Origin of the sequence: Roseomonas sp. TAS13, assembly GCF_001950415.1 — a bacterium.
Taxonomy (GTDB): domain Bacteria; phylum Pseudomonadota; class Alphaproteobacteria; order Acetobacterales; family Acetobacteraceae; genus Roseomonas; species Roseomonas mucosa.
This window is the reverse complement of record NZ_BDLP01000086.1, coordinates 1-13,750: the sequence shown is the minus strand read 5'-3', so window position 1 is coordinate 13,750 and position 13,750 is coordinate 1. Positions and strand designations below refer to the sequence as shown.

General features: G+C 70.4%; 14 protein-coding genes. 4 read left to right on the top strand and 10 right to left on the bottom strand.

What is annotated here, in order from left to right:
- Positions 1–71: 71 nt before the first annotated feature.
- Positions 72–374, top strand: a complete 303-nt coding sequence (locus tag ROTAS13_RS09355) for a hypothetical protein (protein ID WP_075822172.1) — start codon at positions 72–74, stop codon at positions 372–374.
- A 27-nt stretch (positions 375–401) separates the two neighbouring features.
- Here the strand turns inward: ROTAS13_RS09355 and ROTAS13_RS09350 are convergent, their stop codons facing one another.
- Both ROTAS13_RS09350 and ROTAS13_RS09345 read right to left on the bottom strand, forming a co-directional pair.
- Positions 402–1,073: a TrkA family potassium uptake protein gene (locus ROTAS13_RS09350; protein WP_026033451.1), complete on the bottom strand. Its 672-nt coding sequence runs from the start codon at positions 1,071–1,073 to the stop codon at positions 402–404.
- A complete protein-coding gene (locus tag ROTAS13_RS09345; protein ID WP_083755454.1) occupies positions 1,066–2,484 on the bottom strand; it encodes a TrkH family potassium uptake protein in 1,419 nt (472 codons plus the stop codon). Before ROTAS13_RS09345 ends, ROTAS13_RS09350 begins: the two co-directional genes overlap by 8 nt.
- A gap of 154 nt (positions 2,485–2,638) precedes the next feature.
- Between ROTAS13_RS09345 and ROTAS13_RS27075 the strand changes: the two genes are divergently transcribed.
- Positions 2,639–2,878, top strand: a complete 240-nt coding sequence (locus ROTAS13_RS27075) for a hypothetical protein (protein WP_019462539.1) — start codon at positions 2,639–2,641, stop codon at positions 2,876–2,878.
- Between the two features lie 211 nt (positions 2,879–3,089).
- A complete protein-coding gene (locus tag ROTAS13_RS27070) occupies positions 3,090–3,722 on the top strand; it encodes a GrpB family protein (RefSeq protein ID WP_126281718.1) in 633 nt (210 codons plus the stop codon).
- A gap of 537 nt (positions 3,723–4,259) precedes the next feature.
- Here ROTAS13_RS27070 and ROTAS13_RS09330 read toward each other — a convergent pair.
- From ROTAS13_RS09330 to coxB, 3 genes are read right to left on the bottom strand one after another with little or no spacing between them, the layout of a single operon-like run.
- Positions 4,260–4,622 carry a hypothetical protein gene (locus ROTAS13_RS09330; protein WP_019462537.1) on the bottom strand — a complete coding sequence of 121 codons (363 nt, stop codon included), beginning with the start codon at positions 4,620–4,622 and terminating at the stop codon, positions 4,260–4,262.
- The gene (gene ctaD / locus ROTAS13_RS09325) at positions 4,619–7,180 is read right to left on the bottom strand and encodes a cytochrome c oxidase subunit I (RefSeq protein ID WP_075822170.1); all 2,562 of its coding nucleotides are present in this window, start codon (positions 7,178–7,180) and stop codon (positions 4,619–4,621) included. The genes ROTAS13_RS09330 and ctaD overlap by 4 nt, the downstream gene beginning before the upstream one ends.
- Positions 7,177–7,953, bottom strand: a complete 777-nt coding sequence (gene coxB / locus ROTAS13_RS09320) for a cytochrome c oxidase subunit II (protein WP_075822169.1) — start codon at positions 7,951–7,953, stop codon at positions 7,177–7,179. Before coxB ends, ctaD begins: the two co-directional genes overlap by 4 nt.
- Positions 7,954–8,034: 81 nt before the next feature.
- On the opposite strand from coxB, the gene ROTAS13_RS09315 reads away from it, so the two are divergent.
- The gene (locus tag ROTAS13_RS09315) at positions 8,035–8,532 is read left to right on the top strand and encodes a DUF2231 domain-containing protein (RefSeq protein ID WP_075822168.1); all 498 of its coding nucleotides are present in this window, start codon (positions 8,035–8,037) and stop codon (positions 8,530–8,532) included.
- Here the strand turns inward: ROTAS13_RS09315 and ROTAS13_RS09310 are convergent.
- The 5 genes from ROTAS13_RS09310 to ROTAS13_RS09290 all read right to left on the bottom strand — a co-directional run.
- Positions 8,496–9,038, bottom strand: a complete 543-nt coding sequence (locus ROTAS13_RS09310) for a CopD family protein (protein ID WP_075822167.1) — start codon at positions 9,036–9,038, stop codon at positions 8,496–8,498. The two genes, ROTAS13_RS09315 and ROTAS13_RS09310, sit on opposite strands and share 37 nt — an antisense overlap.
- Complete coding sequence (locus ROTAS13_RS09305; RefSeq protein WP_075822166.1) at positions 9,035–9,781, bottom strand: cytochrome c oxidase assembly protein; 747 nt, start codon at positions 9,779–9,781, stop codon at positions 9,035–9,037. The genes ROTAS13_RS09310 and ROTAS13_RS09305 overlap by 4 nt, the downstream gene beginning before the upstream one ends.
- The gene (gene solA / locus ROTAS13_RS09300) at positions 9,711–11,096 is read right to left on the bottom strand and encodes an N-methyl-L-tryptophan oxidase (RefSeq protein WP_253187650.1); all 1,386 of its coding nucleotides are present in this window, start codon (positions 11,094–11,096) and stop codon (positions 9,711–9,713) included. Before solA ends, ROTAS13_RS09305 begins: the two co-directional genes overlap by 71 nt.
- 47 nt (positions 11,097–11,143) lie before the next feature.
- On the bottom strand, positions 11,144–11,299 hold the full coding sequence (locus ROTAS13_RS09295; protein ID WP_216348618.1) for a hypothetical protein: 156 nt from the start codon (positions 11,297–11,299) through the stop codon (positions 11,144–11,146).
- Positions 11,300–11,552: 253 nt separating this feature from the next.
- The coding region (locus tag ROTAS13_RS09290) for a TIM-barrel domain-containing protein (RefSeq protein WP_075822173.1) at positions 11,553–13,750 on the bottom strand (2,198 nt) is incomplete at its 5' end.

Below are 13,750 nucleotides of genomic sequence, written 5' to 3'. Positions count from 1 at the left end.
CCTCTCTATGCTGACGTCGAGACTTGTGATCAAGAGACAGGCCGCAGGACGGCGTCACCGTCGCGACCGAGGTGGCGGGGCTTTCCGTCACCCTTCAGGCGAGGCCGGCCCGGGCCGGGCGGAACCGGCTCGATCTCTGGCTGGTGCGCCCGGACGGCAGCGCCTTCGCCGCGAAGGAAGTCTGGCTGGAACTGTCGCAGCCCGAAGCGGGCATCGCCGGCATCCGCCGCCCGATGCGGGAGGCTGCGCCGGGGCGGTTCATGCTGGAAGGGCCGGAGCTGGCCTTGCCGGGACGCTGGACCCTGCGCGCCGAGATCCTCCTCAGCGATTTCGACCAGGCCGATGCGGTGATCAGCCTGCCGGTGGCGCCCTGACCCCATCGGGCGGGAACGCCCCCGCCGTCAGGTCCGCGCGGCGAAGGCCTCCACCAGCTTCGTCGGGCCGGAAACGATCAGCAGGTCCCCGGCCTCCACCCGCGTTTCCGGCCGGGCATAGGTGAAATCGGCCCCCTGCCGCTTCACGCCCACAATGGTGATGCCGTGGCGCGAGCGCAGCGCGGATTCCTCCAGGGTCCGGCCCACCGCCTCGGCCGGGGCACGGGTCTTCACGATGGCGAAGCCGTCGTCGAACTCGATGAAGTCGATCATCTTGCCCGTCACCAGATGCGCCACGCGCTCGCCCATCGCCATCTCGGGATAGACGACATGGTGCGCGCCCGTGCGTTCCAGGATGCGCCCGTGGTTGACGGTCAGCGCCTTGGCCCAGATCTGCGGGATGGCCATCTCGCTCAGCGCCAGCACCGTCAGCACGCTGGCCTCCAGGTTGGTGCCGATGCCCACCACGACATGCTGGAACTCCGGCACGCCCAGGCTGCGCAGCGTGTCCGCATCGGTCGTGTCGGCCTGCACCACATGCGTCAGGTCGTCCGCCCAGCGCTGCACCAGCTCGGGGTCCTCGTCGATCCCCAGCACCTCATGGCCCATGCGGATCAGGGATTGCGCCACGGCCCCGCCGAAGCGGCCGAGCCCGATCACCACGACCCCCGCATCGGCCTTCACGGGATTCCTAGCCAACGATGGTGCGCTCCTCCGGATAGCGGTAGGTGGCTCGGGCGCCACGCAGCGCCAGCGCCGTGGCGATGGTCACCGTGCCCACCCGGCCCAGGAACATCAGCCCGGTCAGAACCACAAGCCCGGGCATGGGCAGATCGGCGGAAACGCCCGCGGACAGTCCCACCGTCGCCAGGGCGGAGACCACCTCGAACAGCACCTTCTCCGCCGGCAGGTCCGTCAGCGACAACAGCAGCAGCGTGGCGGCGCAGACCACCCCGATCGCCAGCAACGCGATGGTCAGCGCCTGCCGCAGCAGGGATTCCGGCATCCGCCGGCCGAAGGCGTTGACATCGGGCGATCCCCGGACCTCCGCCCAGACGGCCAGGCCCAGCAGCACGAAGGTCGTCACCCGGATGCCGCCCGCCGTGCTGGCGCTGCCGCCGCCGATCAGCATCAGCGCACTGCTGAGAAGCAGCGTCTCCGGCCGCATCGCCGCGACATCCACCGTGTTGAAGCCGCCCGAACGCGTCATGACCGCGTGGAACAGGGCGCCATGCATGCGCTCCGCCACGGGCAGCCCCGCCAGGGTGGCCGGATTGCCCCATTCATAGGCCAGCACTCCCGCCCAGCCGAGCAGCAGCAGCGCGCCGCTGCCGATCAGGGTGAGCCGCGTGTGCAGGCTCCAGCGTTGCGGCGCCAGCGGTGCGCGGCGCAGGTCATGGACCACCGGCACCCCGATCCCGCCCGCCAGCACCGCCAGCATCACCGGCCCTGTCACCGCGAGGTCCGCGCCGAAGCGCACCAGGCTGTCGCCATAGGTGGACAGGCCCGCGTTCGTATAGGCGGAAACGGCGTGGAAAATCCCGGCCCAGGCCGCCTCCCCCCAGTCCATGCCATAGGCGAGGCGCAGGCGCAGGCAGAGCGCCGCCGCCACCAGCAGCTCGGTCCCCAGGGTCATGGCCAGCACCAGCCGCAGGATCGCGGCCACGTCGCCAGGCGCGATCACCTGCAACTCCGCCTGCGTCATGAGCCGCGAGGACAGCCGGATGCGCCGCCTGACCAGCAGGCCGAGCAGCGTCGCCCCGGTGAGGATGCCGAGCCCGCCGGCCTGCATCAGCAGCAGGATCACCACCTGCCCCGGGAAGGTCCAGTAGGTCGCCATGTCCACGATGGAGAGGCCGGACAGGCTGGTGGCCGAGGTCGCGGTGAACAGCGCGGTGAGAAGCGGCGCCCCCTGCCCATCTGTCCGCGCCGGGGGCAGCATCAGCAGCCCGGTGCCCAGCAGGATCACCACCAGGAAGGCGAGCGGGATCACCCGCGTCGGATGCCGGAGCATGCTCCCGAAGGCGCGCCGCGGCAGCGGTGCCGCGCGGAGCAGCGCCGGCGGCAGGCCGATATGGGAGGCGCCGCCCGTCCCGCCGCGTGGTCGCAACCGTGAACCTCCCTGGGGCATGGCAAATCTCAGCTTGTTGACCAATCCGCCGCAGGGTCAAGCCGGGCACGGCGCCATATCCCCGGCGCCGTGCCTTGACGCAATCGTCGCCGCTCGTCCAGGCTTCCCGCGCCGACGATAAGGAAACGCCCGCATGACCGCCGTTCAGGATGTCGTCGAGTATCCCACCCAGCCGACCGACTACCTGCCGCACGTCATCACGCGCTGCGTCGAGAAGGCGGGGAAACTCGGCAGGCCGGTCCACTTCGCGCTGCACGGCGCGGAGGTCACCGTCCGGCCCGGGCAGACGGCCGACGAGGTGGATGCGGAGGTCCAGCGCCAGTGGCGGGCGGCGAACACCCATCCCATGCCGCAGGCTGCCTCCCCCGGCTGATCCGCCCGTCGCGCGGCCGTCGTCCTGTCGCCCCGCTCCCGTTGCCCTGGCCGCGACGACCCTCCCCGGAAGGCGGTGCCCGCCCGGGCCGGTTCCCGCGACAGCGCGGCGCCCACATCCCCGCCGGCCACCGCCTCCACATCCGTCGGCACCGCCACGACGGCCCCTCTTCCTGGGGGCGCTTCCGGCCGGATTTCCGGGCGTCCCGGATGTGCGCCAGATCACAGCAGCGCCGCCGCGGACCATGCCAGTTTCGGTGCCGCATTGCTGGGAATGGCGGGGCCCGGTGCTTCACCGGCGCCATGGATCGGGACAAGAGGGGCGAAGCCGTTTGCTGGGTTTGGACGATGGCCGTGTTTTCCTGGTGGGACATGATCCCGCCTGGGCTTCGCTCTATGCCTGCGAGGAGCGGCTCATCCGCTCCGCGATGCAGCGCCTGCTGGTGGACGTCCAGCACTTCGGAAGCACCTCGATCCCGGGCATCCGCGCAAAGCCGATCCTGGATCTGATGGTCGGGGTCCGCTGCCTTTCCATCGTCGACCGGTACAGGTCCCTGCTCGGTGGCATCGGCTACGAATACCAGGCCGACAGGCAGGTTCCGGGCGGAGCGTTCTTCGCCAAGGGGACGCCACGCACGCATCACCTGCATGTCGTGGAATGGAATGGCTGGAAATGGCGCCAGAACCTCGCCTTCCGCGACCGCCTCCGCAACGCACCCTGCCTCGCACGCTCGTACGAGGCGGAGAAGATGGCGCTGGCAAGCCGTTACCCGGGGGATCGCGTCTCCTATACGTCGGCGAAGGCCGATTTCATCAGGCGGAGCATAGACGCCTCCTCGCTTTGAGACGAACGGCAGAACCTACCGGCCTGCGGGCGCGCGAAGCTCCGGCGTCGCGCTCCATGGCTGGCCACGGTTGAGAGGCTCCGCCCCATCCCCTCGAGGCCATGCGTCCCGCCACCGCCCGGGTCGGGGCACGACCTCCACGAACGCCCCCTTGCTTTCCGAACCCGCCCCAGGTTATAGGAATAAAATCAACAGGCGCCCCATAACCCGCGACCGCCTCCAGCAGCGCGTTCCGGGTTGATCCCCGACCAGCCCAACATCGCCGACAGCAAACGCCCGATGTCGTGCCTGACTGGATGCCTTTCGCCTCCCCCGCCATGGCGTCACCGCACCCGGAACCTGCGTCTCGGCGGCACTCGCCCACCACGCGGGCGGATAAAGGTCTAAAATCCTAAAATGCTAAAAAACCGGAAACGACGCGCCTGACGAGGGCCCTGGCCCGTGAAGGGGGAGAAGCGGACGGCGCGGGACCATGAAATGCCCGAGGGTCCATGCATCCTGCCATTCGCATGATGTCCTCCGGGCCGCATGGTCCGCTCAGGCGCAGGCCGAAAGGCCCAGCACGGGCAGGCCGGTCCAGAGCGTGGCCGCCAGCGCGGCCCCCGTGGCTGCCAGGGAAGCCAGGCCCAGGAAATGCCAGGGTTCGCCGGGCAACGGCCTGCCGGAGCCGAAGGCAACGGACCGCCAGCACCACTGGAGCAGCACCGTGAGCACGAGCAGATGCGCCGTCAGGATCAGCAGCAGCACGCCCCGCAGCAGGCTGAAGGGGCCGAGCGAAGCCTCTTCCCAGCCCCAGGCGCAGCCCAGCGACACACCGCCGTAGAGCGCGAGAAAGGCGGAACCCCAGACCGCGAAGCCGCCCAGCAGGAGCAGGCCGGAACGGCGCCCGGACTCGCTCACGCGCTGCCTCCCGCTGCTGGCAGGCCCCCCCAGCACAGCGCCAGAGCCGCGAGCAAGGCGATCGCTCCGGTAATGGCGGTGTAGTCGTGCCACAGGCGGCCGATCCGCAGATCCAGGCTACGCCGTGGCGAGAGGTAGCCCGCATGGCCGCGATACAGGCCGAAGCCGGCAAAGAGCAGGCCCAGCGCCGCGTGCAACGCGGCATAGGCCAGCAAGGCAACACCCAGCGCCCCCACGGCATGGGCCGCCGGGTCCGGCACCAGGCAAAGCAGCCACACCAGCGCGGCCAGCGCCACCCCATGGCCCAGCAGGGCCAGCAGCAGCCCGGCGCTCCGCCCTGCCGTCCGGCTACGGACATTGGCGGCGACGGCCCATCGCCCGCCCAGGGCTGCCAAAGCCAGCCCCGGCAGGACGAGGCCGGCCGGCAGCCACCCTCCCGGCGGTCCGCCCACGGAAGGCAGGGGCGGGGGTGGCCAGTTCGGGGCGACCACGTAGAGGAAGGCAGCCCCGAAGAGCAGCGAGGCGAAGAGCGTCGCATCCGCCACCAGGGTGAAGCGCATCGCCCAGAGCGAGGGCGCCGAGGCGCTCTCCACATGCGGGGGCAGCATCAGCCCGTGCCCGGCGGGAATGGGGCCGCTGTCCCGCCGCCCGGCCGGGTCCGGCGTCCAGCACAGCAGCAGGGCCAAGGCCGCCAGCAGCCCCAGCGGTGCCAGCCAGTAGAGGCCGAGCAGCAGCGCCACGAAGACCACGCCGGTGGCCAGGGCGGACCAGAGCGGCAGGAAGCTCGGCTGAGGGAGCACCACGATCTGCTCGGGCTTTCCGGTGGCGATCTCCACCGCCAGCGTCTCCTGGTGGCCGTTCCGGGCGAAAGGAAGATAGCCCTCCCCCGCCGCCAGCCTGCGACCCAGATCCGGATCGTCCCGCAGGGGAGCGCGGCCCGCCACCTCCGGCAGGGAGGCGAAGGCGTAGCTGGCAGCGGGGACGGGCATGGCCCATTCCAGCGTTTCGGCCTCCCAGGGATTGCGGCGGAAGCGCCGCCCGAAGCGGGACTGCAGCACCATGTCCAGCAGGAACAGCGCGAAGCCCATGGTGAGGATGAAGCCGCCAAGGGAGGAGATCAGGTTCAGTCCCTCCCAGCCGATCCCGGCCTCGTAACTGTGGATGCGCCGGGGCATGCCGCGCAGCCCCGTCAGGTGCATCAGGAAGAAGGTCAGGTTGAAGCCGAGGAAGATCAGCCAGAAGGCCGCAACACCCAGGCGCTGCACCGGCATCCGCCCGGTGACATGCGGCAGCCAGTAATAGGCGGCCGCGAGCATGGGAAAGATGAAGCCGCCCACCAGCACGTAGTGCAGATGCGCCACCACGAACTGCGTATCATGCGCCTGCCAGTCGAAGGGCACGACGGCCAGCATCACGCCGGTCAGCCCGCCGCAGGTGAAGACGAAGAAGAAGCCCAGGATGTAGAGCATCGGCAGGGTCAGGCGCGGCCGCCCGCTTGCCAGCGTGCCGGTCCAGGCGAAGATCTGCACCGCCGTCGGCACCGCGACCAGCGTGCTGGCGGCGGAGAAGAAGGCCTGCGCCAGATGCGGGATGCCCACGGTGAACATGTGGTGCACCCAGAGGCCGAAGGAGAGGAAGCCCACCGCCACCACGGCCACCACGATCCAGGTGTAGCCGAGCAGTTCGCGCCGCGCGAAGACCGGCAGCATGGTGGAGATGGCGCCGGCGGCGGGCAGGAAGATGATATAGACCTCGGGATGGCCGAAGAGCCAGAACAGGTGCTGCCAGAGCAGCGGATCGCCGCCGCGCGCGGGGTCGAAGAAGGGCAGGCCGATGGCGCGCTCCGCCTCCAGCAGCAGCGAGCCCAGGATCAGCGGCGGGAAGCCCACCAGCATCATCCCCGCCGTCACCAGCAGGTACCAGGCATAGATCGGCATCCTGTCGAGCGACATGCCGGGCGCGCGCAGCTTCAGGATGGTGACGGTGATCTCCACCGCGGCCGAGACGGCGGAAATCTCGACAAACGTGATGCCGAGCAGCCAGACATCGGCGTTGATGCCGGGCGTGTAGGGCCTGGAGGAAAGCGGCGTGTAGAGGAACCAGCCGGTATCGGGCGCCACGCCGGCCAACAGGGCCACGATCAGGATCGAGCCGCCGAAGAGGTAGCACCAGTAGCCATAGGCGCCGAGGCGCGGGAAGGCCATGTCGCGCGCGCCGAGGATCTTCGGCAGGAGATAGATCGCCAGCCCCTCGAACATCGGGATGGCGAAGAGGAACATCATCACCGTGCCGTGCATGGTGAAGACCTGATTGTACACATCCGGCCCCAGGAAGGCCGAGCGCGGCGTGGCGAGCTGCGCGCGGATCAACATCGCCAGCAGGCCGCCGATCGTGAAGAAGACGAAGGCGGTGACGATGAAGCGCTTTCCGATCACCGTGTGGTTCACCGCCGAGAGCGCACCCCAGCCCTTCGGTGTGGCCCAGATGCGCTCCAGCTCCTTGTGCAGCCGGATCGGCGACGGGCGGTTGCGTTCCGGTGGATGCTCCCTGGCGGTCACGGTGCGTGCCCTCCCTGGGTCTGCCCGTCCAGCCTCCGCCCCTCCGGCGAACGCCCGACTGGCACGGAGCCCACCGCGCCCCGCTCTCCGTCGTCCCGCTCCTGCGCCCCGCGCGGCGCGGCCGGCAGCGGCAGGCGGCTGGCGAGGCGGGCCAGCACGGCCTCGTATTCCTCCGCCGGATGCGCCTGGACCGCGAAGCGCATCTCCGCATGGAAGGTGCCGCAGAACTCGGCGCAGAGGCCGTCATAGAGGCCCGGCTCCGCCGCCTTCAGGCGCAGGATGTTGGTATGGCCGGGGATGGCGTCCAGCTTGCCGCCCAGCCGCGGCACCCAGAAACTGTGGATCACGTCTCCCCCGATCACATGGACATCCACCGGCCGCCCGGCGGGGATATGCAGCAGGCCGGTGGTTTCCATCCCCTCCGCCTCCGGGTAGGTGAAGCGCCAGATCCATTGCTGCGGGCGCGCCTCCACCCGCAGGATGCCGGGCGTGCCCGGATGCGCCAGCAGCCTTTCCCCGCTCGCCAGGGCGAAGACCAGCAGCGCCGCCAGCACCAGGCCGGGCATCACGAGCCCACCCCAGAACAGCCAGAGCCGCTCGCCGGTGCCCGAGGCGATGCCGGGCCGCAGGAAGGCCAGCAGCAGCAGCACCATCACCAACAGGAAGAGGAGCGCAGAGCCGCCCAGCATCACCCACCACAGCCGCGCCACCGAGGCCGCCGCGGGCCCGGCGGGGTCGAGGGTGGAGAAGGGCCCGCCGCATCCCCCGAGCACCGCGAGAAGCGGCAGGGGAAGCGTGCGGCGAAACCCGCCTGCCGCCGCGGACTTCTGCCGTGAGGCAGAAGGAGCAGCGGCATGGCGGAGGGCACCGAGACCAACCCGATCATCGAGAACCTGTCGGAGGAGGATGTTTCCTCCGCCGTGGCGGTGGCCGGCCACCCCCTGCATGCCATGGCGGTGCATTTCCCCATCGCCCTGGTCTTCGCCACGCTGGGCTGCGACCTGCTCTACTGGTGGTCGGCCGATCCGTTCTGGCTGCGCGCCGGCCTCTGGGCCTGCGGCGGTGCCTTCGTCAGCGGCGTGCTCGCGGCGGCGATCGGCACGGCGGAATTCCTGCTGGTGCCCGGCATTCGGGGCCGGGCGGCGAGCTGGATGCACGCGATCGTGGCCATGGCACTGATCGCCATGATCGGCATGAACTGGGGCCTCCGGCTGGTGGATGCGGCGGCGGTCCTGCCGCTCGGCCTGCTGCTGTCCGTGCTCTGCGCGGCCTTCACCGGCGTCGCGGGCTATCATGGCGGCAAGCTGATCCTGGATCATGGGATCGCCCTCATGGTGTCGCCACGCGGCTGAAGGGGCGGCGGCAGCCCGCCCAGGAGGTTCCCCACCAGGTCCCGCAGTCCGCCCGGGCGGTGCAGCACCTCGGGCAGGGCATCGAGGCCAGCCCCCGGCTTGTCCAGCACCAGCCAGAGGATGCCCAGGACCGTCAGCAGGGTCAGCCCCGCCAGCCCGGCATTCGTGCCGCGCCACAACAGGCGCGGATTGTCGAAGAGATGCAGCACCACATAGCCGTTCACCAGGTGCAGCAGGGCCAGCACCCCGACCGCCAGCAGCTTCGCGGCGAACCAGAGTGTGAAGGTCTCGCGCAGGAAGATCAGCGCCGTGCCGGAGCCGATGGCCAGGAAGGCCGCGGGCGAGACCAGGGTGACGAAGAGGAAACGGGTGAAGGCCTGCAACTCGAAGAGCGGCCTCCCCTCCGCCACCTGCGGCCGTCGGGCATAGAGCATCGGCAGGCTCAGCAGGCCGGCGCACCAGATGCTCAGCGTGGCGATGTGCAGGAACTTCAGCCAGAGGATCATGCCGCGCGGCGATCCTCGGTGCCAAGCAGGCCCGCCAGCCGGAACAGCGCCACCGCCAGATAGGGCAGGCTGGCGGGCACCCACATGATCAGGCCGGCGAGCTGCTGGTCCTCCAGCGGCGAAAGGCCGAAGGGCGCGGTGGTCGCCAGGTGCGGCGCGTAGAGCGCCTGCCCAGCGAAGGTCAGCAGCGCCCCGAGCAGCCCCATCTGCATGGTGGTGAAGAGCAGGGCCGCCAGGGCCGGCCCCGCCGGCCGCTCCGGCGAGAGCACCGCATGCCAGAGCATCAGGGCGGGGAACAGCAGCGAAAGCTCCATGAGCCAGTACAGGGCATCGCTGCCGAGGGCCGCCGCATAGGGGGCCGGGGCATGCCAGAACCAGAGCAGCACGGCCTGCGCCCCCGCCAGGGCGGGCAGGAGGGCGCGGCCGCCACCGCCCCGGCCCGGGGGAAGACCCGCGGCCAGCAGCGGCGCGGCCACCGCGACGAGCAGCATGTGGTGCGCCACCCGGGCCAAGAAGAGCGCCGAGCTCAGCGCGCAGAGCGGGGAGACGAAGGCGGCGAGGAGGGCCAGCCAGCCGGCCAGGGCGAAGTGCGCCTGCCGGCCCCGCCCTTCCCGCGCCAGCCACCAGCCATGGGCCAGGGCCGCAAGCGCCAGAACCGAGAGCAGGACCGGATCAAGGTTCCAGCGGCCCCAGAGCTTCTCCGGCAGTGGAGCGCTGCCGCAATAAGGGATCGTCGGGTCCATGGCCGCCTGCCTTCTTCGCGATGCGGAGACCGGCCCCGCATCGCCCTGGATGTTCTGTCCGTGTTCCGGCGGCGCTTCCCGGCCCCGGCGGAACATTCTCCGGGGCTATCGCGCGAGGGGATCGGTTGGCTGCATGGAGGGCGGCGGGTTTTCCGGATTCAGGCCTCCGGGGGGGGCACGCCGCCAGGGGCTTGCGCTTCAGGCGCAGGAAGTCGATGGCATGGCGCGTGCGGCCGTCCCCGGTGGCGAGGTCGGCCAGGATCTCGCCCACCACGGAACAGAACTTGTACCCGTGGCCGGAACAGGGCGAGGCCAGCACCACCTGCTCCTGGCCCGGCAAGTGGTCGAGGATGAAGTGCTCGTCCAGCGTGTTGGTGAAGAGGCAGGAGCGCAGGGCCATGGTCGGGCCGTTGCCCTCGGGGAAATAGCGCCCGGCGAAGTCGCGCAGCAGCGCTTCGTCGCGCGCATCCGGCTCGCGCCGCAGCGCCTCGGGCGCTCCCTGCTCCTCCAGATGGTGATAGCGCCCGAACTTGAAGCCCGGCACCTCGTAGATGGGAAAGCCGTAGAAGCGGCCTTCCGGGACGTCGAGGTTGAAGACCGGGAAGCAGGAGCGGTCGAAGAGCTCCGGCCGGCGTGGTTGCAGCCAGGCCAGCACCTGCCGCTCCGGCACGGCCAGCCGCGAGAGTTCCGGCACGAGCTGCCCCATCCAGGGCCCGGCGGCCAGGACCAGCCGCTCCGCCTCGTAGCGCCCCTGTTCCGTCTCCACCACCACGCCGCCCGAGGGCGCCACCCGCCACTCGCGGACCGCCTCGCGGGCGCGGATCTCCGCGCCCAGGGCCTGTGCCGCCCGCACATGCGCGATGATGGCGCGCTCGCTGGCGATCAGCCCGCCCTGGGGCTGGAACACCGCCCGCGTGCCGCCCGGCAGGCGATAGGCGGGGAAGCGCTCCCAGATCTGCGCGGCGTCGAGAACCTCGTGCGGCAGATCATGCTGCAGGGCCGAGGCCAGCGCGCCCTGGAACAGGCCGCCCTCCTCCGGCCCGGCGTCGATGGAGCCGGTGGTGACCAGGAGCTCCTCGCCGCTGGCATCCTCGATCTCCCGCCACAGCTCATAGGCCCGGCACAGCAGCGGCACATAGGCCGGGTCCTCGTAATAGGGCAGGCGGATGATGCGGCTGATGCCATGGGAGGACCCCATGGCATGGGGGATGTCATAGCGTTCCAGTCCCAGCACCCGCTGGCCGCGCCGGGCGAGCTGCCAGGCGGCGGCGCTGCCCATGCCGCCGATCCCCACCACGATCACGTCGTAACGCATGCCCCGGCCTTCCCTGCTCCCTTCCCGATCCGGGGGGACCGGGCGCGTCACATCATGATGCCCGGGCGCCCGGTGGGTGGCCAGTGGCGGCGCCACCGCCGGACCGTGCCGGTCTGGCCGAGACGCTCCACGCCCAGCGCCCGGATCCGGTGTCCATGGACGGCCCCCAGCCAGGCCAGCTTGGCGGGGTGCCCGTCCAGCACCGTGACCAGCCCGCAATGCGCGGGCAGCCTGCCCAGCAGGGCCTCGGCTGGCCGGCCTCGCGCAGGCGCTGCGCCGGGCCAGCGGCGTGTCGCCCTTGGCGGTCTCGTGCATCAGCAGGCCGAAGCCCTGCTGCGTGGGCATCTGCGGCTGCATCGGCACGGGCAGCGCCACGGGCACGGACGCCGCCGTGATCCGCGCCTCCGCACCCGGGCCACCGTGCCGCAGCGGCATTGAATTCCGCCTTGGCGAGCCTCAGAGGCGGAGGATGCCCTCTCCGTCCGATGTGCGGACCGGCGTTCCTGGGCCGACCCTTTGCAGCTTCATCTCCGTGAAGGCGGGGCGGTGACTGCCTTCCGTCCTCAGGCTCAGCACCGTCTCGCCGCCTTCCTTGCGGCGGAAGACATGCAGCCGCAGCCCGGACTCGCGCCAAGCCATGGTGTCGCCGTCATCCTCGTAGAGGAGGGCCTCGCCCTCCCCTTCGCCGAAGACGAGGAGGCTGCGCTCACTATCGCTGGCCGGATCGACGCGGTCGAGCTGGCCGGTGACCGGCACCATGGCACCCGCGGGGACGAAGACCGGCAGATGGCCCAGCGGCGCCTCCACCATGATCTCCTCGCCGCCAGGAAAGGCCTCGCCGGTGCGGAAGTCGTGCCAGCCGCCGGGATGCTGCGGCAGGTAGATGCGGCGCGACACCGCGCCTTCCTCCAGCACCGGGGCGACGAGCAGGTCGCGGCCGAGCAGGAAGACGTCGTCCTGGCCCTTGCAGCGCGGGTCGCCGGGGAAGTCGTAGAAGGTCGGCCGCACCACCGGCTCGTTCTCCGCCGCCGCGCGCCACATCTGCGTGTAGAGATAGGGCATCAGGCGGTAGCGGAGCGCCATGGCCTCCCGCACCTGCGGCAGCACCTCCGGATGCATCCAGGGCAGGTTGACAATGCCGTCATTGTTCCAGGAATTCATCACGAAGCGCGGCCAGAGCGAGCAGAACTCGACGAAGCGGCAGAACAGCTCGGGCCCCGGGCTCGGCCCGTGGAAACCGCCCACGTCGTGACCGGTGTTGTACATCCCGGACAAGCTCATGGTGATGCCCTGCGCGAGATTGAAGCGCAGCGTCTTCCAGGCCGTCTCGTTGTCGCCCGTCCAGCTCTGGCCATAGCGCGCGATGCCGGCGCAGCCGCCGCGCGTGACGGCATAGATGCGCTTGTCCGGCGTGCGCGCCTGCTGCGTCTCGTGCGACAGCTTGGTCATCAGCAGGGCCTGGGCCGGCCGCGCCAGGGACTGGCGGTAGGGCCGTCCGTCACCATTGACGAGAGCGTCCTCGTCCCAGATCTCGTATTCGTTGTTGTCGTTCCAGACGGTGGTGACGCCGTAGTCGAGCAGCGCCGTCTCCAGCCCGTTGCGCCACCAGGCGCGGCCCTGGGGATGGGTGAAGTCGAGATGGTAGCCGAGCCCGTCCCAGAATTGCGCCACGGCGGGCTGCCCGGTGTCGCCGTCCTGCACCAGGAAGCCGCCCTCCAGCGTTTCCGCAAGGCGCGGATGGTCGTCCAGCAGGCAGGGCTTGAGGTTGGTGACCGGCTGCATGCCGGCCTCCTTCAGCCGGCGCATGGTTGCCGCCGGATCGGGAAACTTGCTGCGGTTCCAGTTGAAGGCGTAGCGCTTGCCGTTGATCGAGGTATAGCCCGAGCCGAAATGGAAGCTGGAGCAGGCGATGCCTTCCTGTTGGCAGCGGTCGATATAGTCCTTGATCTGCGCGTCCGCATCGTCGGCATCGGCGATGGCCATGGAGGTGGTGGCGAAGCCCAGCGTCCATTTCGGCGGGAAGGCCTGACCGCCCACCATCCAGGAGAAGCGCCGCACCACGTCCGGCACGCCGGGGCCGGCGAGGACGGTATAGTCGAGATCCCCATCCTGCGCCGCATAGGAACGGAACAGGCCGTGATAGTTGTCGATGGTGCAGCCGAGATCGACCTCGGCCACGGCGAGGTTGTCGTAATAGACCCCATGTGCGCCGCGCGGCCCGTCCACGATGAAGAACGGCACCATCTTGTAGAGCGGGTCGCTCAGCTCCGCATCGAAGCCGCAGGGGTCCACCGCATCGATGCGGAAGCGGCGGCCGGTATGGTCCACCGGCCCGGCCTTGTCGCCCAGCCCGTAATGGCTCTCGCCCTCGTGCCGCAGCATGAAGTGCTGCAGGGCGCCGGTGCGGGGGGAGACGGCATAGGCCTGGGTCGGCCGGTCCGCCAGGAAGGGCTCGGACTCGCCGGGGCGGTGCCAGGCGATGCCGAAGGGCTCCAGGGTGACATGGGCGGTCAGCCCGCCCTCGGTGGAAAGGGTCACGCCGCCCTCGCCTTCCCGCACCGTGACGGCTGGGCAGGAGAAGCCGGAAAGATCCTCGCGGGCGCGGCCCTCATAGGGCGGCTCCAGTCCACCGGCTGTCTCTTGATCACATCTAC

Excerpts from the sequence above, each read along its gene's own strand:
- ROTAS13_RS27075 (WP_019462539.1), top strand. The coding sequence starts at position 2,639 with ATGACCGCCGTTCAGGATGTCGTCGAGTATCCCACCCAGCCGACCGAC.
- ROTAS13_RS09315 (WP_075822168.1), top strand. The coding sequence starts at position 8,035 with ATGGCGGAGGGCACCGAGACCAACCCGATCATCGAGAACCTGTCGGAG.
- ROTAS13_RS09310 (WP_075822167.1), bottom strand. The coding sequence starts at position 9,038 with ATGATCCTCTGGCTGAAGTTCCTGCACATCGCCACGCTGAGCATCTGG.
- ROTAS13_RS09305 (WP_075822166.1), bottom strand. The coding sequence starts at position 9,781 with ATGGACCCGACGATCCCTTATTGCGGCAGCGCTCCACTGCCGGAGAAG.
- solA (WP_253187650.1), bottom strand. The coding sequence starts at position 11,096 with ATGCGTTACGACGTGATCGTGGTGGGGATCGGCGGCATGGGCAGCGCC.